The sequence below is a fragment of the Candidatus Tenderia electrophaga genome, from assembly GCA_001447805.1.
Taxonomy (GTDB): Bacteria; Pseudomonadota; Gammaproteobacteria; order Tenderiales; family Tenderiaceae; genus Tenderia; species Tenderia electrophaga.
In genome coordinates this window covers 568,152-591,744 of the sequence record CP013099.1, presented here as the reverse complement: position 1 = coordinate 591,744, position 23,593 = coordinate 568,152, and the positions used below count along the sequence as shown (strand labels likewise).

Annotated in this window: 21 protein-coding genes and 1 tRNA gene; 18 read left to right on the top strand and 4 right to left on the bottom strand. The window is 61.0% G+C overall.

Translation table 11 applies throughout. The features are described 5' to 3' along the window. Positions 1–67 precede the first annotated feature (67 nt). The 6 genes from rpsU (at position 68) to Tel_02660 (ending at position 5,671) form a co-directional block, all read left to right on the top strand. The gene (gene rpsU, locus Tel_02685) at positions 68–283 is read left to right on the top strand and encodes a 30S ribosomal protein S21 (protein ID ALP52135.1); all 216 of its coding nucleotides are present in this window, start codon (positions 68–70) and stop codon (positions 281–283) included. A gap of 34 nt (positions 284–317) precedes the next feature. Beyond that, the gene (locus Tel_02680; protein ID ALP52134.1) at positions 318–770 is read left to right on the top strand and encodes a glutamyl-tRNA amidotransferase; all 453 of its coding nucleotides are present in this window, start codon (positions 318–320) and stop codon (positions 768–770) included. Positions 771–827: 57 nt separating this feature from the next. Next, on the top strand, positions 828–2,615 hold the full coding sequence (locus Tel_02675) for a hypothetical protein (protein ALP52133.1): 1,788 nt from the start codon (positions 828–830) through the stop codon (positions 2,613–2,615). A 119-nt stretch (positions 2,616–2,734) separates the two neighbouring features. Continuing rightward, positions 2,735–4,540, top strand: a complete 1,806-nt coding sequence (locus Tel_02670; GenBank protein ID ALP54708.1) for an RNA polymerase subunit sigma-70 — start codon at positions 2,735–2,737, stop codon at positions 4,538–4,540. A gap of 104 nt (positions 4,541–4,644) precedes the next feature. Further along, a tRNA-Met gene (locus Tel_02665) sits at positions 4,645–4,721 on the top strand. 125 nt (positions 4,722–4,846) lie between these two features. After that, positions 4,847–5,671, top strand: coding sequence for a hypothetical protein (locus Tel_02660; protein ID ALP52132.1), 825 nt, complete (start codon positions 4,847–4,849; stop codon positions 5,669–5,671). A 637-nt stretch (positions 5,672–6,308) separates the two neighbouring features. Here the strand turns inward: Tel_02660 and groEL are convergent. From groEL to Tel_02645, 3 genes are all read right to left on the bottom strand, one after another. Then, the gene (gene groEL, locus Tel_02655; protein ID ALP52131.1) at positions 6,309–7,949 is read right to left on the bottom strand and encodes a molecular chaperone GroEL; all 1,641 of its coding nucleotides are present in this window, start codon (positions 7,947–7,949) and stop codon (positions 6,309–6,311) included. Positions 7,950–8,007: 58 nt separating this feature from the next. Then, positions 8,008–8,298 carry a molecular chaperone GroES gene (locus tag Tel_02650; GenBank protein ALP52130.1) on the bottom strand — a complete coding sequence of 97 codons (291 nt, stop codon included), beginning with the start codon at positions 8,296–8,298 and terminating at the stop codon, positions 8,008–8,010. 117 nt (positions 8,299–8,415) lie between these two features. Continuing rightward, on the bottom strand, positions 8,416–8,868 hold the full coding sequence (locus Tel_02645) for a hypothetical protein (GenBank protein ID ALP52129.1): 453 nt from the start codon (positions 8,866–8,868) through the stop codon (positions 8,416–8,418). A 92-nt stretch (positions 8,869–8,960) separates the two neighbouring features. Here Tel_02645 and Tel_02640 point away from each other — a divergent pair, with 92 nt between their 5' ends. From Tel_02640 to Tel_02585, 12 genes are all read left to right on the top strand, one after another. Next, positions 8,961–9,287, top strand: a complete 327-nt coding sequence (locus tag Tel_02640; protein ID ALP52128.1) for a hypothetical protein — start codon at positions 8,961–8,963, stop codon at positions 9,285–9,287. Next, the gene (locus Tel_02635; protein ID ALP52127.1) at positions 9,284–11,203 is read left to right on the top strand and encodes a hypothetical protein; all 1,920 of its coding nucleotides are present in this window, start codon (positions 9,284–9,286) and stop codon (positions 11,201–11,203) included. The genes Tel_02640 and Tel_02635 overlap by 4 nt, the downstream gene beginning before the upstream one ends. Before the next feature lie 15 nt (positions 11,204–11,218). After that, a complete protein-coding gene (locus tag Tel_02630; GenBank protein ID ALP52126.1) occupies positions 11,219–11,761 on the top strand; it encodes a hypothetical protein in 543 nt (180 codons plus the stop codon). Between the two features lie 203 nt (positions 11,762–11,964). Continuing rightward, a complete protein-coding gene (locus Tel_02625; protein ALP52125.1) occupies positions 11,965–12,402 on the top strand; it encodes a 3-dehydroquinate dehydratase in 438 nt (145 codons plus the stop codon). A gap of 26 nt (positions 12,403–12,428) precedes the next feature. Continuing rightward, positions 12,429–12,875, top strand: coding sequence for an acetyl-CoA carboxylase biotin carboxyl carrier protein subunit (locus Tel_02620; GenBank protein ALP52124.1), 447 nt, complete (start codon positions 12,429–12,431; stop codon positions 12,873–12,875). Between the two features lie 64 nt (positions 12,876–12,939). Further along, on the top strand, positions 12,940–14,283 hold the full coding sequence (locus Tel_02615) for an acetyl-CoA carboxylase biotin carboxylase subunit (GenBank protein ID ALP52123.1): 1,344 nt from the start codon (positions 12,940–12,942) through the stop codon (positions 14,281–14,283). A gap of 42 nt (positions 14,284–14,325) precedes the next feature. After that, on the top strand, positions 14,326–15,204 hold the full coding sequence (prmA, locus tag Tel_02610; protein ALP52122.1) for a ribosomal protein L11 methyltransferase: 879 nt from the start codon (positions 14,326–14,328) through the stop codon (positions 15,202–15,204). 43 nt (positions 15,205–15,247) lie between these two features. Then, positions 15,248–15,991, top strand: coding sequence for a hypothetical protein (locus Tel_02605; protein ALP52121.1), 744 nt, complete (start codon positions 15,248–15,250; stop codon positions 15,989–15,991). A 92-nt stretch (positions 15,992–16,083) separates the two neighbouring features. Further along, entirely contained in the window at positions 16,084–17,070 is a 987-nt protein-coding gene (locus Tel_02600) for a tRNA-dihydrouridine synthase B (protein ALP52120.1), read from the top strand. A 1-nt stretch (position 17,071) separates the two neighbouring features. Continuing rightward, the gene (locus Tel_02595) at positions 17,072–17,347 is read left to right on the top strand and encodes a hypothetical protein (protein ID ALP52119.1); all 276 of its coding nucleotides are present in this window, start codon (positions 17,072–17,074) and stop codon (positions 17,345–17,347) included. Positions 17,348–17,442: 95 nt separating this feature from the next. Continuing rightward, entirely contained in the window at positions 17,443–19,020 is a 1,578-nt protein-coding gene (gene purH, locus Tel_02590) for a bifunctional phosphoribosylaminoimidazolecarboxamide formyltransferase/inosine monophosphate cyclohydrolase (GenBank protein ALP52118.1), read from the top strand. Between the two features lie 614 nt (positions 19,021–19,634). After that, entirely contained in the window at positions 19,635–20,396 is a 762-nt protein-coding gene (locus Tel_02585) for a hypothetical protein (protein ID ALP52117.1), read from the top strand. Here the strand turns inward: Tel_02585 and Tel_02580 are convergent. Next, positions 20,393–23,587, bottom strand: coding sequence for an RND transporter (locus Tel_02580; GenBank protein ID ALP52116.1), 3,195 nt, complete (start codon positions 23,585–23,587; stop codon positions 20,393–20,395). The genes Tel_02585 and Tel_02580 overlap by 4 nt on opposite strands. Between the last annotated feature and the right edge of the window lie 6 nt (positions 23,588–23,593).

Below are 23,593 nucleotides of genomic sequence, written 5' to 3'. Positions count from 1 at the left end.
ATTGCTCTAAAATGGCGCCCCTTTCACCTGTACATGTGAACCATTAGCACAAAGGAAACGGATATATATGCCATCGGTACGCGTTAGAGAAAACGAGCCCTTCGAAATCGCCCTGCGCCGCTTCAAGCGCACCTGCGAAAAGGCTGGCGTCCTATCTGAAATTCGCCGCCGCGAATTCTATGAAAAACCCACCGAGACCCGTAAGCGCAAAGCCGCCGCCGCGGTCAAGCGCCAGCACAAAAAACTGATGCGCGAACACTCCAATCGCAAGCGTTTGTACTAAGACGACGCCGCCCGCTCAAGGACCTCCGGCCACCATGCCCGCCTTGAAAGACCGCATCCAGGACGACATGAAAAGCGCCATGCGTGCCAAAGACAAGGCGCGTCTGGGCACTATTCGTCTGATCCTCGCCGCCATCAAGCAGAAAGAGATCGACGAGCGCATCAGCCTGGATGACGACCAAGTGCTGGCGCTACTGGAAAAGATGGTCAAACAGCGGCGCGACTCAATCAAACACTACCAAGACGCCGGCCGCCAAGAACTGGCGGACAAGGAACAGGAAGAGATCGTCATCCTGCAGGCGTACCTGCCTGAACAGATGGACAGCGCCAAACTCGAGGCCGTCATTGCCGAAGTCATCGCCGCCACCGGCGCCAGCGGCCCGCAAGACATGGGCAAGGTGATGGGCGTTCTGAAGCCCCGCATCCAAGGCCGCGCCGACATGGGCCAGGCCAGCCAACTGGTCAAAAGCAAGCTCAGTTCTGTTTAAAAATACCTGCCCGGCGGCTAAACTGATCGTTTTGCCGCACTCCGGACACGACAGCTGATGGCAGGCCGCATCCCACAACATTTCATTGACGAGCTGCTCAGCCGCATCGACATCGTCGACGTCATCGACAGCCGTGTGCCGCTGCGCAAGACTGGCCGCGACTACCAGGCGCGCTGTCCCTTCCACGAGGAAAAGACCCCCTCCTTCACTGTCAGCCAGACCAAACAGTTCTACCATTGCTTCGGCTGCGGTGCCCACGGCAGCGCCATCGGCTTCCTGATGGACTACGAGCACATGGACTTCATTGAGGTGGTCAAGGAGCTGGCCCAACGCAGCGGCATGGAACTGCCCACCCTGGAACGGAACACGCCGGACAAGCGACAACAGCAAGACCTCCACCCCATCATGCAGGAGGCCGCCAACGTCTACCGTCATCAGCTCAAACATCATGCCGACGCCACCAAGGCAGTGGACTATCTCAAACAGCGCGGGCTGACCGGCGAGATCGCCGCCGAATACGGCATCGGCTTCGCCCCGCCCGGCTGGGATACCCTATGCAGCCGTCTCGGCGTCGACGCGCAACGCCGCCAGCAGCTAATCACCACCGGCATGGCCATAGAAAAGGACGGCGGCGGTATGTACGACCGTTTTCGCAATCGCGTTATGTTTCCCATCCGCGACCGTCGCGGGCGGGTGATCGCCTTCGGCGGCCGGGTGATCGACAATGCAGACAAACCGAAATACCTGAACTCCCCGGAATCCCCCCTATTCCACAAGGGACGCGAGCTGTACGGTCTGTTTGAGGCGCGCCAGGCATTGCGCCAAATCGACCGCCTGCTGGTAGTCGAGGGCTATATGGACGTGATCGCCCTGGCCCAGCACGGCATCCGCTACGCCGTCGCCACCCTCGGCACCGCCCTCACCCCGGAGCACCTGTCCCCCCTGTTTCGCATCAGCAGCGAGGTCGTATTCTGTTTCGACGGCGACCGCGCCGGCCGCGATGCCGCCTGGAAGGCCTTGGACATCATGCTGCCCGAACTCAAAGACGGTCGCACCGCGCGCTTCATGTTCCTGCCCGAGGGTGAGGACCCGGACAGCCTGGTCCGCGCCATCGGCAAACCGGCCTTCGAAGCGCGCACTGCGAGCGCCCTCTCACTTTCCGACTTCCTGTTGCAGAATCTAACCCAGCGCGTCGATATGAGCGCTATCGACGGACGCGCCCGGTTGGTCGACCTGACCCGGCCCAAACTGGCAAAAATCAGCAACACGGTATTTAAACACATGCTCATCAACGAGCTTGCCAACCGCGTCAATATACCGAGCGCGGAAATGATACAGCTTTTAGGAGAACGCCCCGGCAAAAGGCGCGGACCCGCGAACAGTCGTATGCAAAGCGGCGAATCGCGCACGCTGTCGCCGGTACGCACCGCCATCAGCCTGCTGCTGGAACGCCCCGACCTGGCCGGCCATGTTGCCGACCCGGCGCGCTTCCGCGACCTGGAGGAACCCGGCATGGGATTGCTGGTCGAATTACTTGAACTGATCCAGAAACGCCCCAATATCAGCTGTGGCGCCATCCTTGAACACTGGCGTGACCGGCCCGAGGGCAAACATCTCAACCGGCTCGCCAGCGCCTCCAGCGCCATTCCCAGCGACGGGTACGAGCATGAGTTTAATGACGCCCTGCGGCTACTGGACAAACAAAGGGTGGACCGCAGCTACCGGGCATTGCTGAGAAAAGGTGAAACAGGCGGCCTGAGCCCTGAAGAGAAACAGCTCCTTACCCAGCTGCTGCAGGAAAAACAGGCGCTCAGCCAACCTAATCGGCGCCCGGACAGCCCCTAAAAAAACTTGACGAAGCCGCTCGCAGAGTTTAAAGGCGGGCCAGGATTTGCTACAATTGGCGGCCGTTTTTTTGGCCCTGGAAATTTTTGGATATCAACGAGCGAGAATATTACGTGAACATGAGTCGCGAGCAACAGGAATCACAGATCAAACTCCTCATCGCCAAAGGCAAGGAGCAAGGGTATCTGACCTATCGTGAGGTCAATGACCATCTACCCGATGAGATCGTCGATCCTGAACAAATCGAAGATATCATTAACATGATCAATGACATGGGCATCCCTGTCCATGAAATCGCGCCTGATGCCGACAGCCTCATCCTGTCCGACAACGCCGTTACCGACGACGAAGCCGCGGAAGAGGCCGCCGCCACCCTGGCCACCGTCGACAGCGAATTCGGCCGCACCACCGACCCCGTGCGCATGTATATGCGCGAAATGGGCACCGTCGAACTCCTCACCCGCGAGGGCGAAATCAAGATCGCCAAGCGTATCGAAGACGGCCTCAACCAGGTCTATCGCGCCCTGGCCAGTTTCCCCAACAGCATCGCCCTGCTGCTGGAAGGCTATGCCCAAGTCGAAAAGGGCGAAGCGCGCCTGGCCGATTATGTGCGTGGTTTCAGCGACCCCGATGATAACGGCGAACTGCCCGTGGCCGGGGCCAGCAATACCAGCAACAACGATGACGACTCGGACGATAACACCACCGACAACGGCCCGGACCCGGAAGAAGTCCGCGCCCGCATGGACAAGCTCACCAAGCTTTATACCAAGCATCACAACGCCTTAAAAAAACATGGCATCGGCGCCCCCAAGGTCAAGGCCCTGCAAGACGAAATGGCCGAGATCTTTCTCGACTTCAAACTTTCGCCCCAGCTCACTGATGCCTTGGTCACCAATCTGCGCGGTATTATCGATGAGATTCGTGGCCACGAACGCATTATCATGGACATCTGTGTCAACGAAGCGCACATGCCACGCAAGGAATTCATCACCTCCTTCCCGGACAACGAGACCAACCTGGACTGGTTCGATCAGCAGATCGATTCCAAAGAAGGATATGCCAAGATCCTGCAGGAGCATGAAGACGAAATCCGCAGCGCCCAGCAAAAACTGGTCGGCATCCAGGAGATCTGCAGCCTCAGCATCACCGCCATCAAAGACATCAACCGCATGATCTCTATCGGTGAAGCCAAAGCCCGCCGCGCCAAGAAAGAGATGGTCGAGGCCAACCTGCGTCTGGTCATCTCGATCGCCAAGAAATATACTAACCGCGGCCTGCAATTCCTCGACCTGATCCAGGAAGGCAACATCGGCCTGATGAAGGCGGTGGATAAATTCGAATACCGCCGCGGCTACAAGTTCTCCACCTACGCCACCTGGTGGATTCGCCAGGCCATCACCCGCTCCATCGCCGACCAGGCACGCACCATCCGTATCCCGGTGCATATGATCGAGACCATCAACAAGCTCAACCGCATCTCGCGCCAGATGCTGCAGGAGATGGGCCGCGAAGCCACCCCCGAAGAACTGGCCGAACGCATGGAAATGCCGGAAGACAAAATCCGCAAGGTGCTCAAGATCGCCAAGGAACCGATCTCCATGGAGACCCCCATCGGTGATGACGAAGACTCATCCCTGGGTGACTTCATCGAGGACACCAGCGTCTTGGCGCCGCCGGATTCGGCCACTTTCGAAGGCCTCAAGGAAGCCACCACCGACGTCCTGGAAAGCCTCACCGCCCGAGAAGCCAAGGTGCTACGCATGCGCTTCGGCATCGACATGAACACCGACCACACCCTGGAAGAGGTGGGCAAGCAGTTCGACGTCACGCGCGAACGCATTCGCCAGATCGAAGCCAAAGCCCTGCGCAAACTGCGTCACCCCAGCCGCTCGGAAACACTGCGCAGCTTCTTACAAGACTGACAAACAGCACCACAGCCACCCGTCCGGCAATGCCGCGACGGGTGTTTTTTTGTCAGGCTGGCGAGCCACCGTCACGCGGGCTATACTACGCAGCTGCATATCAAGGGCCTATAGCTCAGTTGGTTAGAGCAGTGGACTCATAATCCATTGGTCCCAGGTTCGAGTCCTGGTGGGCCCACCATCACATCAAGCACTTCACAGGCAGGTGACATCGCTCAAATCCGGCCCAAGCCTCGCTTTGCGTTACACTGACGTTACCTATAGTCTCGCATTCTCATCATGTCTCATCTGACGTATTTATTAATCATGCTGTTGTTGTGCACCCCAGCGCTGGGCCAACAGACCAGCCCGCTGCAAAACCGGCTTAACTGGGAAGAAAAGGCGCAGGCAAATCCCTTTACCCTCACCCCCCATAAACCCACCTATCTGCTACCGCTAAGCTATAATGATTCACCCAACAACCAGCCCTTCGACAACAGCGGAAAGCAACTGGACCGGCTGGAGGTAAAATTTCAAATCAGCCTGAAATTTCTGGTGTGGCGTAACCTTATCGGCGCGCGCGGCCATCTGTTTTTCGGTTATACCCAACAGTCCTATTGGCAGGCCTTTCAACGCGATAACTCCTCACCGTTTCGCGAAACCAACCACGAACCCGAGGCCATCCTGTTTGTTCCCAGCGAGCGAACATTCTTCGGCTTTCAAAACCGCGTCAATCTGGTCGGTCTGTCACATCAATCCAACGGTCGCACCGGCAACCTGTCACGCAGTTGGAACCGCCTCTACGTCAATTTCATTTTCGAACGCGAGCACCTCGCCGTTAGCCTGAAACCCTGGTGGCGCATTCCGGAAGACAGTGATGACGACGACAATCCGGATATTGTCGACTATATGGGTCATGGCGAACTCAGCCTGATATACAAACTGGGACAACACAACGTCGGCGTTACCCTACGCCACAACCTCGATGCGCAAAGCCGCGGCGCGATGCAGCTGGACTGGAGTTTTCCCATCTATCACGACCGCCTCAACGGCTATCTGCAATACTTTAATGGCTACGGCGAAAATCTGATCGACTACGATGATTCCAGCAATCGCTTGAGCGTGGGCATTATCCTGACCGACTGGATCTGAGTCCGTGTTGCACCGAAACGCTGATAAAACTCGCCTGGGCTGACGTGCTGGCACACAATCTCAACCGGCGAAAGGCGGATGGTGTGCCATGAAATAGCGCGTAACGCCAGGGTGCTGGGAACAACTCGGCAGCGTATGATCCAGCGCGCCGACCGCCAAGGCCCAGGGTATCTTGACGCCGACCGAAAAAAACGCCGCTCAGGACGCGCCCGCGGGCCGTCATAGTCAGGAGGGTGACGAAAAAGCCGGGCTCGCCTTCACAGCGTAACCACGATGGACGCAATGACAAGCAGACGAGCTGTGCCGCCTGCTCTGCATTGGACGAGATTGCCCTTACATTTCTGTAAGCACATTGGACCGTCTCCGCAGCAGATCTGATGGATTCCTTGAAGAAATCTCCAGCCTGCCGGTGGACGACCGGACACACACCACTAGCGTCGAGATGCGTATCTATTTATTGAGGCCGACCAAGAAGACAGCCGACACTGTTATCCCTTAGAGGGATACCGGTGACGGGCTCGACAAACGCCCGTCACCGGATTGCTTAAGGGCTATTTCTGCGGGGAGGAAGAGACACTAAAAACTCTCCCTCTGACACATAGCCCGCGTCGCTAGACCCTTACAACACTTCTCGGCACTACATCATGCCGCCCATGCCACCCATGCCGCCCATATCAGGCATGGCCGGCGCCCCCTCTTCCTTGGGCAGTTCGGCCACCATGGCCTCGGTGGTGATCATCAGGCCGGCGATGGAGCCGGCGTTCTGCAGCGCCGTGCGGGTGACCTTGGTGGGATCCAAGATACCCATTTCGATCATGTCGCCGTATTCACCGGTCGCGGCGTTATAACCGTAGGCAGCCTTACCCTCGGTCACCTTATTGATGACCACGGAGGGCTCGTCACCGGAGTTGGCGACGATCTGGCGCAGCGGCTCTTCCATGGCGCGGCGGGCGATGTTGATGCCCACGTCCTGGTCGTGGTTGTCGCCGGTTAATGCCTTGATGCCCTGTATGGCGCGCACCAGGGCGACGCCGCCGCCGGGCACCACGCCTTCCTCGACCGCGGCGCGGGTGGCGTGCAGGGCATCCTCGACGCGGGCCTTTTTCTCCTTCATTTCTATCTCGGTAGAGGCACCCACCTTGATCACGGCCACACCGCCGGCCAGCTTGGCGACACGCTCCTGCAGCTTTTCGCGGTCATACTCGGACGAGGTCTCTTCCAGCTGGGCGCGGATCTGACTGACGCGGGCCTCGATCTCCTTGTTGGCACCGGCGCCGTCGATGACGGTGGTCTCGTCCTTGCTGATCTGTACCTTCTTGGCGCTGCCCAGATCATCCAGAGTGGCGCCTTCCAGCGACAGGCCGACCTCTTCCGAGATCACGGTGCCACCGGTGAGAATGGCGATGTCCTGCAGCATGGCCTTGCGGCGGTCGCCGAAACCGGGCGCCTTGACCGCGGCCACCTTGACGATGCCGCGCATGCTGTTGACCACCAGGGTGGCCAGGGCCTCGCCTTCCACGTCCTCGGCGATGATCACCAGCGGCTTGCCGGCCTTGGCCACGTTTTCCAGCAGCGGCAGCAGCTCGCGGATGTTGGAGATCTTCTTGTCCGTGATCAGGATGAAGGGATCCTCGTGCTCGGCGGTCATGCTCTGCTGGTTGGTGATGAAATAGGGTGACAGATAGCCGCGGTCAAACTGCATCCCTTCGACGACGTCCAGCTCGTTCTGCAGGCCGGTGCCTTCCTCGACGGTGATGACGCCTTCTTTGCCGACCTTGTCCATGGCCCCGGCGATGATCTGACCGATCTCTTCATCGGCGTTGGCCGAGATGGTGCCGACCTGGGCAATGGCCTTGGCGTCGGCGCAGGGCTTGGACAGTTTGCGCAGCTCCTCAACGGCGGCGATCACGGCCTTGTCGATGCCGCGCTTCAGATCCATGGGGTTCATGCCGGCGGCGACCGCCTTTAAACCCTCGGTGAGAATGCTCTGCGCCAGCACGGTGGCGGTGGTGGTACCGTCGCCGGCGATATCGGAGGTCTGGGAGGAGACCTCTTTAACCATTTGCGCGCCCATGTTCTCGAACTTGTCTTCCAGCTCGATTTCCTTGGCCACGGAGACGCCGTCCTTCGTGATGGTGGGGGCGCCGAAGGCCTTATCGAGCACTACGTTGCGGCCTTTGGGGCCCAAGGTGACCTTGACCGCGTTGGCCAGGATATTGACGCCTTCCGCCATGCGCTGACGCGCACCGGTACCGAATTGAACTTCTTTTGCTGCCATGTTGAATGCTCCTCTTTAATATTTAGAATCTGTTATGCAACAAGCCGTGCCTGGGCGTTCAGCCCTCAATGACACCGACCAGGTCGTCTTCGCGCATCACCAGCAGGTCTTCGCCTTCGACCTTGATGTCGGTGCCGGCGTATTTGCCGAACAGCACCTTGTCACCCACCTTGACGTCGAGGGCGCGCTTTTCACCATTATCCAGGATCTTGCCGTTGCCCACGGCGATCACTTCGCCGCGCTGGGGCTTTTCGGCGGCCGAATCGGGGATTACGATCCCGGCAGCGGTGGTACGCTCCTCTTCCATACGACGAATTACGACACGATCGTGCAAAGGACGAATATTCATTACTGTCATCTCCAGATAAGTTTTTGAATTGTGAAGTTCGGAGCGCCGCTCTTGGCACTCCCCCTGTAAGAGTGCCAACTATGATAGTGACTCGAACGACGGAGTCAAGCGGGTGGCCTAGTCGCGACCATTACGATCCCTGTCGCGCCAATATTCACCCTCAAGGGTGCGCGGTCCCTGAGGTCGCCGGGGCGGCCCGTCACCGGGGCCGATGATGCCGCGCCGCAAGGCCCATAAAATGATGCGCCGGCGCAGCGGTGTGATCAGACAAATGAAACCGATGGTGTCGGTAAAAAAACCCGGCGTCAGCAACAGGGCGCCGCCGAACAAGAGCATCACGCCTTCCAGGATCTCGATGGCCGGGATCTCGCCGCGGACCAGCATCGCCTGCACCCGCGCCAACACGGAAAAGCCCTGTTGCCGCAGCAGTAGGGCGCCCACCACGGCGGTGAAAACCACCATGAACACGGTCGGAATGGCGCCGATCACGCCGCCCACCTTGATCAAGAGGTAGATCTCGAATAGCGGCACGATGAGAAACAGTGCCAGCAAGCTGCGGAAGGAAAACATGGAAGGACATTCTACACGGCTTGGACACGGGAAACACGCGCATGGCGACCCGCCCTTTGCCCTGACGGGCCGCTTCCGGTATCTTGCCGGCCATGACTGCAGAACAATTGATCGTGCTCAACACCTGTCCCGACGCCGACACGGCACGGCGTATCGCCGGCGCGCTGGTGGAGCGCCGCCTGGCGGCCTGCGTCAATATCATCAAGGGTGTGGAATCGGTGTATGAATGGCGCGGCAAGATCGAAACCGACACGGAGTGTGTATTGCTCATCAAGTGCAGTCGCGCCGCCTACCCCGACCTGGAACAGGCGTTGCAAAGCCTCCATCCCTATGAACTCCCGGAGATCGTGGCGGTCCCAATAGAGGCCGGCCTGCCCGCCTATCTCGATTGGATTAACGATAACAGTAAACTACCGTGAGACCTGCGAATCCGACCCTGACCGCCTGGCGCCTATGCCTGGCGCTGTTGCTCCTGAGCTGGCTGAGCCTGCTGCCGAGCTATGCCGAGGAAGACCCCACCACGGTCACCATCGAAGCGCAGCCAGAACAGGGCCTGCTGGACAAGCTCTCCGGCCTCGGCCAAAAACTGGGCTTCGGCGGCAGCGACAACGGCTTTCTGCCGCCGGACCAGGCCTTCATCCTCAGCACCGAGGTGGCGGACCCTTACACCCTGCGACTGCGCTTCGATGTCGCCGATGGCTATTATTTATATCGCGATAAATTCGCCTTCGAAGTCGTGAATACCGAGGGCGTCAAGGTCGAGCCCTTCGCCTTGCCGCGCGGCAAGGAGAAGCAGGACGAGGTCTTCGGCCTGATGGAGGTGTTCTACCACGAGGTGGAGACCGCCCTGCCCCTGGCGCGCAGCATGCGCGCCGCCGGCGACATCGACCTGGAGATCAAGTACCAGGGCTGCGCCGACGCCGGCTTCTGCTATCCGCCCATGAAACAGGTGGTCACCCTGAGCCTGCCCGAGGCCACGACAGCGGCGCCGCAACGGACGGCGGTCGGCGCTGGCTTCATCTCCGAACAGGACCGCTACGCCCGCGGCCTGGCCGAGAACAGTCTGTGGCTGAGCATGCTGAGCTTCTTCGGTCTGGGGCTGCTGCTCACCTTCACGCCCTGCGTATTCCCCATGATCCCCATTCTCTCCAGCATCATCGCCGGCCAGGGCAGCGACATCACCACGCGGCGCGCCTTTTCCCTGTCCTTGACCTACGTGCTGGCGATGGCGGTGACCTACACCCTGGCCGGCTTGATGGCCGGCCTGTTCGGCGCCAATCTGCAGGCCGCCTTTCAGAACCCCTGGGTGTTGGGCAGCTTCAGTCTGATCTTTGTGCTGCTGGCCCTGTCCATGTTCGGTTTTTACGAGCTGCAGATGCCGCAACGCATCCAGAGCAAACTCGCCGAGCTCAGCAACCGCCAGCGTGGTGGCACCTTTTTCGGCGTGGGCATTATGGGCTTTCTCTCGGCCCTGATCGTCGGCCCGTGCATGGCGGCGCCGCTGGCCGGGGCGCTGATCTATATCGGCCAGAGCGGCGACGCCCTATTGGGCGCCGCCGCCTTGTTCGCCTTGAGCATGGGCATGGGCATCCCGCTGCTGCTGATCGGCACCTCGGCGGGGAAATTCATGCCCCAGGCGGGCCCCTGGATGCACACCGTCAAGGCGGTGTTCGGCGTGCTCTTGATCGCCGTCGCCATCTGGCTGATCGAACGCATCATCCCCGCCGCTGTGGGCCTGGCCCTGTGGGGTATTTTGCTGGTGGTCTGCGCCGTTTATCTGGGCGCCTTCGAACGGCTCCAGCCCGAAGCCGGCGGCTGGCACAAACTCTGGAAGGGCGTCGGTGTAGTACTGCTGATCTACGGCGGCATGCTGCTGGTGGGCGCCTCCAGCGGGGCGCGGGACATGTTCCAGCCGCTGGCCAATCTGAGCCTGGCGGCCAACGGCGAGCGCGGTACGACGCAACACGGCCTGGAATTCAAGCAGATCAAGGGGCTTGCCGGGCTGCAACAGGAACTGGAACGGGCCGCCGCGCAGGGCAAGCCGGTAATGCTGGACTTCTACGCCGACTGGTGCGTCTCCTGCATCGAGATGGAGCGTGAGACCTTTTCCGACCCGACGGTCCAGGCGGCACTTGCCGACACTGTCTTACTTCAGGCCGACGTCACCCTGAATGACAACCAGGATCAGGCCCTGATGCAGGCGTTTGGATTGTTCGGCCCCCCCTCTATACTATTCTTTGACACCGACGCGCAGGAGCTACCGCGTTATCGCCTGATGGGCTTTCTCGATGCCGAGGATTTCGAACACCACGCCCGCGCGGCACTCAATCTATAAACACCTAGGACAGCCATGAATAACAAACAGATCATCATTGGCGCCGTGGTTATCTTTTTAGTCGGCGCCGTGGGCGGCAACTATTTCATCAAAATGTTGCGCCAGCCGCCCGAACCGTCCGCCGATACCCAGCAACTGATTGGTTTGCGCGTGCCCAGTTACAGCCTGCTGGGCCTGGACGGGGTACGCGAACGCAGCGAGCAATGGCTGGGCAAGGTGCAAGTCATCAACTTTTGGGCGACGTGGTGCCCGCCCTGCAAGCGGGAGATCCCGGCCCTGATCGAATTGCAGCAGGATTACGCCAATCACAACCTCCAGGTCATCGGTATCGCCCTGGACGATGTGGAGCCGGTACGCGCATACGCCCAGGAGATGAGCATCAACTACCCGGTCTTGGTGGGGGACAGCGACGCCATCGAGGTGGCGGAACAACTCGGCAACGACATGGGCGTCCTGCCCTATACCGTGGTCACCGACCAAGCCGGTAATATCCGCTTTATCCGCTACGGTGAAGTGGACCGGGAGACGTTAGAAGCGGAGATTCGCAAGCTGATTTAGACCTCGCCCCATTTGAGACAATCGTCGTTAAATGCTGCCAATTTGCAGCGATCATACGCCAGCTTGACAAAAACTGGACAATAACCACACTAACATGACAAAATCGCGCCAATCACCGGCGGCGCCGCATTCGTGTAAGTACAACAATAACTGGCGCGCACTGGACGGCAATCGACCATCACGCGCACATGTCGAGGACATCAATGGCCAACATCCTGGTGCTTAACGGCCCCAACCTCAACCTGCTGGGCAGTCGCGAACCCCAACACTACGGCGCCACGCGCCTGGCCGACATCGAAGCCGAGCTGATCCAGGCTGCGCAGCAGGCGGGCCATCACCTGAGCTGCTATCAGAGCAATGCCGAACACGAACTGGTGACCAAGATCCAGAACGCGCCCGGCGAAAAGGTCGAGTTCATCATCATCAACCCGGCCGCCTTCACCCACACCAGTGTCGCCATCCGCGACGCCCTGAGCGCAGTCGGGATTCCATTTATTGAAATTCATCTATCGAATATCCACGCCCGTGAAGCGTTTCGCCGCCGCTCCTATTTATCGGACCTGGCGCAGGGCGTGATCAGCGGCCTGGGGCCCAAAGGCTACTACCTGGCCTTGCAGGCGGCCATCGACCAGATCACCTAAAACAACTGACAACGACGGTTACAGACATGGACACACGTAAAATCAAAGCCCTAATCGCATTACTGGAAGAATCGGATGTTGCCGAGATCGAGATCCACGAAGGCGAGGAGTCGGTGCGTATCAGCCGCTATTCGGCCCAAACCCCGGCACCGGTAATGCCGGCCATGCCGGCAGCGGCTCCGGCACCTGCCGCCGCGCCCGCCACCGAGGCGGCGACGCCGGAACCCGCCGTCCCCACGGGACACGAAGTCACCTCCCCGATGGTGGGCACCTTTTATCGTGCCCCCTCACCGGGCGCCAAACCCTTTGTCGAAGTCGGCCAGCAGGTCAGCGTCGGCGACACCCTGTGTATTATCGAAGCAATGAAGATGCTCAATCACATCGATGCCGACAAGTCGGGCAAGATCGCCGCCATCCTGGTGGACAACGGCCAGCCCATCGAATACGGCCAGCCGCTGTTCGTCATCGAGTAATTGCGGAACACCTTTCCGGGTTATCCCCTCAACCACGTCAGCTCAAGGAATGGTTTAGAAATCTATGTTCGAGAAAGTTGTTATCGCAAACCGCGGCGAAATCGCCCTGCGCATCCTGCGCGCCTGCCGTGAACTGGGCATCAAGACCGTGGCCGTGCACTCCACCGCCGACCGCGGCCTGAAGCATGTGCGCCTGGCGGACGAATCGGTCTGCATCGGTCCGGCCGATTCCACCCACAGTTATCTCAATATTCCGGCCCTGATCAGCGCCGCGGAAGTCACCGATGCGGTGGCCATACACCCCGGCTACGGCTTTCTTTCCGAAAACGCCGACTTCGCCGAACGGGTCGAGGAAAGCGGCTTCGTCTTCATCGGCCCCAAGCCCGAAACCATCCGCTTGATGGGCGACAAGATCTCCGCCATCAATGCCATGAAGGCCAGCGGCGTGCCCTGCGTACCCGGCTCCGGCGGACCGCTGGGCGATGACACTGACGAGATCCTGCGCCTGGCGCGCGACATCGGCTACCCGGTCATCATCAAGGCCGCCGGCGGTGGCGGCGGCCGCGGCATGCGCGTGGTCAACAGCGAGGCCACCCTGCTGCACGCCATCACGCTCACCCGGGTCGAGGCCGGCAACGCCTTCGGCAACGATACGCTCTATATGGAAAAATTCCTGGAAAACCCGCGCCATATCGAGTTCCAGGTGATGGCCGACACCCACGGCAACGCCATCCACCTGGGCGAGCGCGACTGCTCCATGCAACGCCGCCACCAGAAGGTCATCGAAGAGGCGCCCGCCCCCGGGCTCAGCGCCAAGCTGCGCAACAAGATGGGCGAGGTGTGCGCCGAGGCCTGCCGCAAGATCGGCTATCGCGGCGCCGGCACCTTTGAATTCCTATATGAAAAGGGCGAATTCTTCTTCATTGAGATGAATACCCGCCTGCAGGTAGAACACCCGGTCACGGAGATGATCACCGGTGTCGACCTGGTCAAGGAGCAGCTGTGCGTCGCCGCCGGGGCAAAACTGTCCTTGCGCCAGGAAGACATCCGCATCAACGGCCATGCCGTCGAATGCCGCATCAATGCCGAGGACCCGGACAACTTCATGCCCTGTCCCGGCACCATCTCCAGTTATCATGCCCCGGGCGGCCTCGGCGTGCGGGTGGACTCCCACATCTATAGCGGATACATCGTCCCGCCCTACTACGACTCCATGATCGGCAAGCTGATCACCCACGGCAGCACCCGTGATTCGGCCCTGGCGCGCATGGCCACGGCCCTGGACGAACTGGTGGTGGACGGCATCAAGACCAACATCCCCTTGCACCGCCGCCTGGTACGCGATGCCGCCTTCCGCGCCGGCGGCACCAGCATCCACTATCTGGAAAAGAAGCTGGGCCTTAAATAAAATCGCGCGGGGCGCCTCGCCCCGCGCCCTTCAGGACGCGCCATGCCCTGGCTACAACTCAAATTCGACAGCGACCCGCAACGGGCGGAGCACATCAGCGATCTACTCAGTGAACTGGGCGCGGCCGCCGTCACCTTCGAGGACGGCGCCGACCAAGCCTTGTTCGAGCCCGACCCAGGCGAGACCAAGCTGTGGGACCGCACTCGCATCGTCGGCCTGTTCGACGCCGCCGACGACATGTCCGCTGTCATCGCCGCATTGAAATCGGCCCTGGGAGACGCGGCCCCGGCCGAATTCCAGCTCAACCCGGTAGAGGAAAAAGATTGGGAGCGGGCCTGGATGAAGAACTTCAAACCGATCCGCTGCGGCGACACGCTATGGATTTGTCCCAGTTGGCATACCCCCGAGGACCCCACGGCCGTCAACCTCATGCTTGATCCGGGCCTGGCCTTCGGTACCGGCACCCATCCCACCACCGCCCTGTGCCTGCAATGGCTGGACGCCCACCCGCCCGTGGATCTCGAATGCATCGACTACGGCTGCGGCTCGGGCATCCTGGCCATTGCCGCGGCCCTGCTCGGCGCCCGCCATATTGCGGCGGTGGACCACGACCCCCAGGCCATACTGGCGACCCGCGACAATGCCGCCAACAACGGCGTCGGCGCCAAGATCAGCGCCCTACTGCCGCGCCAGTTCCAGGACAAGCCGGTGGACCTGGTCCTGGCCAACATCCTCGCCAACCCATTGCTGGAGTTAGCGCCGCGCTTCGCCGAACTGGTCAAGCCTGGCGGCCGGATTGTGTTATCGGGTATCCTTGCCGCACAAGCGCCGCAAATCACGGAGCGCTACAGCACCTGGTTCGACGTGGATGCGCCCACCCAACTCGAAGACTGGGTCAGGATCGACGGCCGGCGCCGCTAGTGAGCGGATCACAGCAGCAGCACAGCGAAACAATTACGCCTGAATGTATACCCACTGCCCCCACTGCGACACCTATTTCCGGATCACCTCGGAGCAACTCAAACGCGCCCACGGCGAGGTACGCTGCGGCCGCTGCTTCGGCACCTTCAATGCCCTGCAACATCTGATCGACGAGCCGCCGGCCAAGGCCGGGCAGTCGGTCGCGCCCCCCGCCGGCGGCGCGGCGCCCAAGGCCGGTGACGGCAGCACCACACAACGCCATCATTCGCAACAACTGATCGAGGAACTCCAGACTCAAGACGGCAGCAGCGGCGCTGGCAAACGCCTGCTCTGGGGGCTACTGGCCCTACCCCTGGTGCTGCTGCTGGCGGCCCAGTACGCCTTTTTCAACCTGGATCAGCTGTCCCAGAATCCGCAGCTGCGCCCGGCGCTGACGGCGCTCTGCCAAGTGGCCGACTGCGAAGTGCCGCTGCTGCGTGCACCGCAGCAGATCACACTCACGGAACGGGACATCCGTAGCCACCCGGATACCCGCGACATCCTGCTGGTCCAGGCCACCATGGTCAACCAGGCCGGTTTCACCCAGGCCTTTCCGGTGGTGGAGTTGGTGCTGCACGACATCACCGGCCACACCATCGCCGGGCGCCGCTTCATGCCCGACGAGTATCTGGTCGATCCCTCGCTGGACGTGGATCAGGGCTTCCGCGACAACAGCAGCGTCACCATTGTGTTGGAATTGGTCGACCCCGGCGCCGAGGCGGTGGGGTTCGAATTCAATTTCCTTTAAGCGGCACCTTTCTAATACGCCTGTTTAACGGTATCATTTTTCGTCCGGCTCGACGGACCGTCCCCGTCGGCTCAGCGAAAGCCTCAATCAGCATGAGAATCGGACCCTACAAACTGAACAATAACCTGGTGCTGGCGCCCATGGCCGGCGTCACCGACCGCCCCTTCCGCCAGCTGTGCAAACAGCTCGGCGCCGGTATGGCGGTATCCGAGATGGTGTCATCCAACTCCCTGCTATGGGGCAGCGAGAAGACCAAACGGCGCGCCGACCACACAGGGGAGACCGAGCCCAAATCGGTCCAGATCATGGGTGCCGATCCCAAGATGATGGCCGAGGCCGCCCGTTACAATGTGGACAACGGCGCCCAGATCATCGATATCAACATGGGCTGCCCGGCCAAGAAGGTCTGCAACGTGGCCGCAGGCTCGGCGCTGCTGCAATACGAGGATTTGGTGCAGGACATCCTGGAGGCCGTGGTCGGCGCCGTCGATGTGCCGGTCACCCTGAAGATCCGCACCGGCTGGGACACCGCCCATCGCAACGGCGTCCGCATCGCCCGCATCGCCCAGGAATCCGGCATCCTGGCCCTGGCGGTGCATGGCCGCACGCGCGCCTGCGGGTACCGCGGCGACGCGGAATACGACACCATCGCCGCCATCAAGCAGGCGGTGACGATCCCGGTGATCGCCAACGGCGACATCACCACGCCGCAAAAGGCGCAGCAGGTGCTGGCCAAGACCGGCGTTGACGGCATCATGATCGGCCGCGCCGCCCAAGGGCGACCGTGGATTTTCCGCGAAATCGGGCATTACCTGAAAACCGGCGAAACACTGGCCGAACCCTCGGTCACCGACGTGCGCGACATCCTGCTCGGCCACCTGCACAATCTGTATAATTTCTACGGGGAGTACACCGGGGTGCGCATGGCGCGCAAGCATATCGCCTGGTACAGCAAGGGGCATCGTCACGGCGCCGCCTTTCGCCAAGCCGTTAACCGTGTCGACTCGATCGACGCACAACTTAAAATGACCGAGGACTTCTTTGAGCGCTTACAGCAGGACATACAGCAAGCCGCCTGAAATGACTGTGGTAAACGACGCGCCGAAGCCGTTTCAAGAGCGTCGCAGACAGCCGTTGCGCAGTGCCGCCTATACCGCCATTAGCAATTATTTTGCCGATCTGGACGGCCAACAGCCGGGCAACCTCTACGACATGATGATCGCTGAAGTGGAACAGGCACTGTTCAGCTCGGTGATGGAGCGCACCCACGGCAACCAATCCAAGGCGGCCGCCATCCTCGGCATCAATCGCAGCACCTTGCGCAAAAAGCTCCGCCTCTACGGTCTGATCGATTAACAACCAAGGGCAAGCATCGCAGGCTTGCCCCCGGATTGCGCCTGCATACGCGGCATTCCGACGACGACTTTTTTCACATCTTTGGAAAGTGACTCATGGCAACCATCAAACGTGCGCTTATCAGTGTGTCCGACAAGACCGGCGTGGTTGAATTCGCCCGCCAACTGAGCAATATGAATGTGGAGCTGCTCTCCACCGGCGGCACCTTCAAGCTGCTGTCTGAAAACGACATCCGGGTCACCGAGGTGTCGGACTACACCGGCTTTCCGGAAATGATGGACGGCCGCGTCAAGACCCTGCACCCGAAAATACACGGCGGCATTCTCGGCCGTCGCGGCACCGATGACAACATTATGACTGACAATGCCATCGACCCGATCGACATGGTGGTGGTCAATCTCTACCCCTTCGAGCAGACCGTCGCCAAACCCGATTGTGATCTTGCCAGCGCCATTGAAAACATCGACATCGGCGGCCCGACCATGGTGCGCGCCGCGGCCAAGAATCATAAAGACGTGGCCATCGTGGTCGACGTGGGCGACTACGCCGCCGTACTCGACGAGATGAAGGCAAACGACGCTGCACTCAACTTCGAGACCCGTTTTCACCTGGCCACCAAGGCCTTCGAGCACAGCGCCGCCTATGACGGCGCCATCGCCAACTATCTGGGCAGTATTACCGACGGCGGTCACAGCAATCAGAACCGCTGCGCATTTCCGCGCACCATCAATAGCCAGGTCATCAAGCTGCAGGACTTGCGTTACGGTGAGAATCCGCACCAGCAGGCCGCGTTTTATATCGACGACCGCGCCACTGAGGCCAGCGTCGCCACCGCCGTGCAGCTGCAGGGCAAGGCGCTGTCCTATAACAATATCGCCGACACCGATGCAGCGTTGGAGTGCGTCAAGCAGTTCGATGAACCGGCCTGCGTAATCGTCAAACACGCCAATCCCTGCGGCGTGGCGGTGGGGACCGATCTACTGGACGTCTACGACCAGGCCTACCGCACCGACCCCACCTCGGCCTTCGGCGGCATCATCGCCTTCAACCGCGAATTGGACGGCAACAGCGCACGCGCCATTATCGAACGTCAATTCGTGGAAGTCATCATTGCCCCCAGCGTCAGCCGCGAGGCCTCGGACATCATCGCCGAGAAAAAGAACGTGCGGCTGCTGGCCTGCGGCACCTGGAGCGAAGCGCCCATGGCGGCACTGGACTATAAACGGGTCAACGGCGGTATGCTGATCCAGACCCGCGACAACGGCATGGTCAGCGTCACCGATCTCGAAGTGGTGAGCAAACGCATCCCCACCGAGCAGGAAATGAAGGACCTGGGCTTCTGCTGGAAAGTGGCCAAGTATGTCAAATCCAATGCTATCGTCTATGCCAAAAACGGCATGACCATCGGCATCGGCGCCGGCCAGATGAGTCGTGTCTACAGCGCCCGGATCGCCGGCATCAAGGCCGCCGACGAAGGCCTGGACGTGGCCGGTTCGGTGATGGCCTCGGACGCCTTCTTCCCCTTCCGCGACGGCATCGACGCCGCCGCGCAGGCCGGCATCACCGCCGTGATTCAACCCGGCGGCTCCATGCGCGACGAAGAGGTGATCGCCGCCGCCGACGAGCACGACATGGCCATGCTGTTCACCGGCATGCGCCACTTCCGTCACTGAGCAGCCAAGCGCGACCCCTTAGGAATAGGGGCGGCCAGTACCGACCAGCCCCCTGCCACACCACCCGGCATACGGGTCCGCACTGGCCGGTTCGAAGCCGAGCGTAGCCCGCATTTCTTACCGGGCGAACCACACCCCCAAGGCGAGGGCAACGAGAAAGGCCTGGGGGCTGCCGTGCGCGAGCGATACCGAGACAGACGTGTCAGGGCCGACACCACTTTGACCCGCTACTCACATGATTGTGAACGATTTTTTGATATCCGCATGCGGTTCTACGTGTCCGTCAAGCCGGAAAACCCGATTTTAATAAAGCTTTAGGCCTGGCCTACCGATAACCTTTTGTGATTCGCTTCACACCTTTCAGGGATTAACACATTTCAAAGGACTGTTTTGAAAAAGGCACCCCCGGGCGAAAGCGCGGGGTCGCAAAGTCACCGGTCTAAGGGGCGAGGCCCTACGACAGCGGGACCGCCGGAACAGTTGTCGGCCTCATTCGCGGGGTCGCTTCGCGTTTCAAACTCAAAATACCGACCGCACCCCCGGTCGACAGGATCTTTCTGTGTCGCGAGGCGCAGAGGTGAGGATATATCCCAGCGAATTGAATGGTGCACACTATGAACCATAACGACTATGCCCTGGTAATCGAAGACTCTATTTCCATGCGTAAATTCGTCTCGTTGATTTTGCGTCAGGAGACAAACTTCCAACACGTCGTCGAAGCGGAAAGCCCCGATCAAGCCCTGGCGCTGATACAACAACGTCCGGGGCGCCTGTCCCTCATCATCAGTGACTGGAACATGCCCGGCACGCCCCTGCAAAAGGTTCTTCAGCAGCTACAAGCACAGCTCGATATCAGCGCTGTCCCGTTGTTTTTACTCACCGCCACCGGCGACGCGCAGGCCCAGCAACTCGCCCGCGCCATTCAAGCCAAGGCGGTGCTCACCAAGCCCTTCAATGCCGACGACCTGATCGGTTTAATCGAATTGCATATCCCGATAGAACGTCGCCGCGCCAAACGCGTCATCCCCCTGACGCGCTGCGAGGTGGATTTGGGCTTCGACCCGTCCCAACAGAGCTATATCGCCGAGGTGGTCAACATCTCCGAGACCGGCGTGCTGATACGCAGTCCTATCGCGGCGCCGGGGCTGAGCTGCATTTACGACTATGTCAGCCTGACCCTGCTGCCCGTTGACGGCCAGGTCATCAAAACCTATGGCCAGATTGTGCGCATCGAGGTTGACCCGCAGCGAAGCCGCAACCACTGCAACAGTGTACTCATAGCCTTTGAGTTCGGCCGCGTGGACGAAGCGACCCTGACCCAACTGCGCCACTACGTCGCGCTCAACAGTGCCCATCCGGAGGACGACACGCACTAGTGCTGGGTACGTTGCTGCTCGGCGCGGGCCTCGGCCTGGATGCGTTCGTGGGTAATGGCCTGCTGTTGCTCCACCTCCTCGAAGAGCTCGGCGCTGCTGCGCGTCTCACGTAACTTGCGCTCGCTGATCAGGCGATAAAACAGCGGCACAAAAAAGATGGCCAGGAAGGTGGCCGCCAGCATGCCGCCCATCACCCCCGTCCCCACGGACTGGCGCGCCCCGGCGCCGGCACCGCTGGAAAACGCCAGCGGCACCACGCCCAGAATAAACGCCATGGAGGTCATCAGGATGGGGCGAAAACGCAGCCGCGCCGCCTCGATGGCCGCGGCCGCCGCGCTCATGCCCTCCTGATGTTTGTAGATGGCGTACTCCACGATCAGGATGGCGTTCTTGGCCGCCAAGCCCAACAAGGTCACCAGACCGATCTGGAAATAGACGTCATTGGTGAAGTCGCGCAGCCATACCGCCAGCAAAGCGCCGAAGGTGCCGAAAGGTAAGGCCAGCAGCACGGCAAAGGGCAGCGACCAGCGTTCATACTGGGCCGCCAGGATCAAAAACACCATCAACGCCCCCAAGCCCAATGCCAGTCCGGAACTACCCCCGCTGTTTTTCTCCTGGAAAGAGGCACCGCTCCAGTCATAGGTGAAGTCCGGCGGCAGGGTTTCGGCGGCGATGGCCTCGAAGCGTTCGATCACCTGACCGGAACTCATCCCCGGCGCGCCGTTGCCCATGACCTTCACCGCGGGCAGATTGTTGAAGCGCTCCATGGTCTCCGGCCCGGCGCTGAAGCTGACCCGGGCCAGGGCCGACAGGGGCACCATGGCGCCGCCGTTCGAGCGCACATAGAGATTGGTGATGTCGGTTGGATCATTGCGCGCCTGCGGCTGGGCCGACATCAACACCTGCCAGGTGCGGCCGTACTTGTTGAAGTCGTTGACGTAGAAGGTCCCCATCGTCGCCGACAGGGTATCGAACACGGCGTCGACAGGCACGCCCAGGGCCTTGGCCTTCTCCCGGTCCACATCCACCTGCAACTGGGGCACGTTGGGCCGCCACAGCATGGAGACCATAGCGAAGGTGGGATCCTGTTGCAGGGCGCCGATGAACTGCTGGCTCACCTGGGCCAGGCGCTGCGGCCCGCCCTCACCGCGCAGTTGCAGATGGGCCTCGAAACCGCCGGCGGTGCCCAGGCCGAAGATGGCCGGGGGATTGAAGGCCAGCACCAGCGCCTCCTTGATGTGGGCGGTCTTGGCGAACAGCTCGCCCACCAGTTCGGGCGCCGTCACCTCGCGCTCATCCCAGTGCTGCGGCACCACAAAAATCGTCGCAGCGTTGTTCTTGAAACTGCCGCCGATGAAGTCGAAGCCGGTAAACGCGGTGGAGTATTTGATCACCGGATTGCTGCGGATGATCTCATCCACCTCGCCCACCACCGCGTCGGTGCGCTCCAGCGAGGCGCCGTCGGGCAGGTAGACGGCGGCGATGTAAAAGCCCTGGTCCTCATCCGGCACCAGGCTGCCCGGGGTGACCTGCCACAGCCCCGCCGCCAACGCCACCATGCCGGCAAACAGGATCAGACCCAGCGCGCCGCGACGAATGAGAAAGGCCACCCCGCCGGTGTAGCGCCGCGTCACCCAGCCGAAGGCGTTATTGAAGGCACGGAAAAAACCGCCCACCCGCTTGTGCTCCGGGCGCAGAAACAGGGCGCACAAGGCCGGCGTCAGGGTCAGGGCCACCACCCCCGAGATGGCCACGGCGATGGCCAGGGTGACGGCGAACTGGCGATACAACTCACCGGCCAGACCGCCGAGAAAGGCGATGGGCACGAACACCGACACCAGCACCAGCACAATGGCGATCACCGGCCCGGTCACTTCCTTCATGGCCTGGATGGCGGCCAGACGCGGGCTCAAGCCCTCCTCGTGCATGATGCGCTCCACATTTTCCAGCACCACGATGGCGTCGTCCACCACGATGCCGATGGCCAGCACCATGCCGAACAGGGTGAGGGTGTTGATGGAGTAGTCCAACATCAACAGCCCGGCAAAGGTGCCGATCAGCGATACCGGCACCGCCAGGGTCGGGATCAGGGTGGCGCGCCAGTTCTGCAGGAACAGAAACACCACCAGGAACACCAACAGCATCGCCTCGGCCAGGGTCTTCATCACCTCGCGGATGGAGACCTCGACGAACTGGGTGGTATCGTAGGGGATGTAATAGGCCAGCCCCTCCGGGAAGCGTTGCTCCAGCTCCTTGAGCTTGGCCTTGACCGCGTCGGCCACCTGCAGGGCGTTGGCACCCGGTTTGAGGAAGATCCCCACCAGGGTGGCGGGCTGGCCGTTCTGGCGACCGATGAAGTCGTAGTCCTTGGCCCCCAACTCCACCCGCGCCACATCCTTGAGCCGCAGCAGGGTGCCGTCGGGCTCGGCACGCACTACGATCTGTTCAAATTCGCTCACCTCGGACATGCGGCCGCGGGCGTTCACCGTCAGGGCCAGTTCCTGATCGCCGGCGGTGGGCGGCTGGCCGATGCGGCCGACGGCGAACTGGGCGTTCTGTTCGGTGATGGCGCCGGCGATATCGCCGGGGGTGAGGCTGAGCTGAGCCAGACGCTCGGGATCGAGCCAGACGCGCATGGCGTAATCCTTGGCACCGAAGATCTGCACATTGGTGGTGCCGGGTACGCGCTTGAGCTCGTCCAGCACATTCAGGGTGACATAGTTGCTGGTGAACAGGTCGTCGTAGCGGCCGTCGGGCGCAAGGAAGGCCAACACCTGCAGGAACGAGGACGAGCCCTTCTCCACCGTCACCCCCTGGCGCCGCACCTCTTGCGGCAGGCGTGCCTCGGCCTGTTTGACGCGGTTGTTGACATCCACCACCGCCTGGTCCACATCGCTGCCGATGTCGAAGGTGACCTGGATCTCCACCCGGCCGTTGGAGGCCGAAATGGAACTCATGTAGAGCATGCCCTCGACGCCGTTGATCTGGGTCTCCAGCGGCGCGGCCACGGTATTGGCCAACACCTCGGCGGAGGCGCCGGGATAGGTGGCCGCCACGGTCACCACCGGCGGCGCGATCTCGGGATACTGGGCCACCGGCAGTACACGCATGGCCGCCAGCCCGGCGATAATGACGAACAAGGAGATGACGGCCGCGAAGATGGGGCGATCAATGAAAAAACGCGAAAACATGGACCT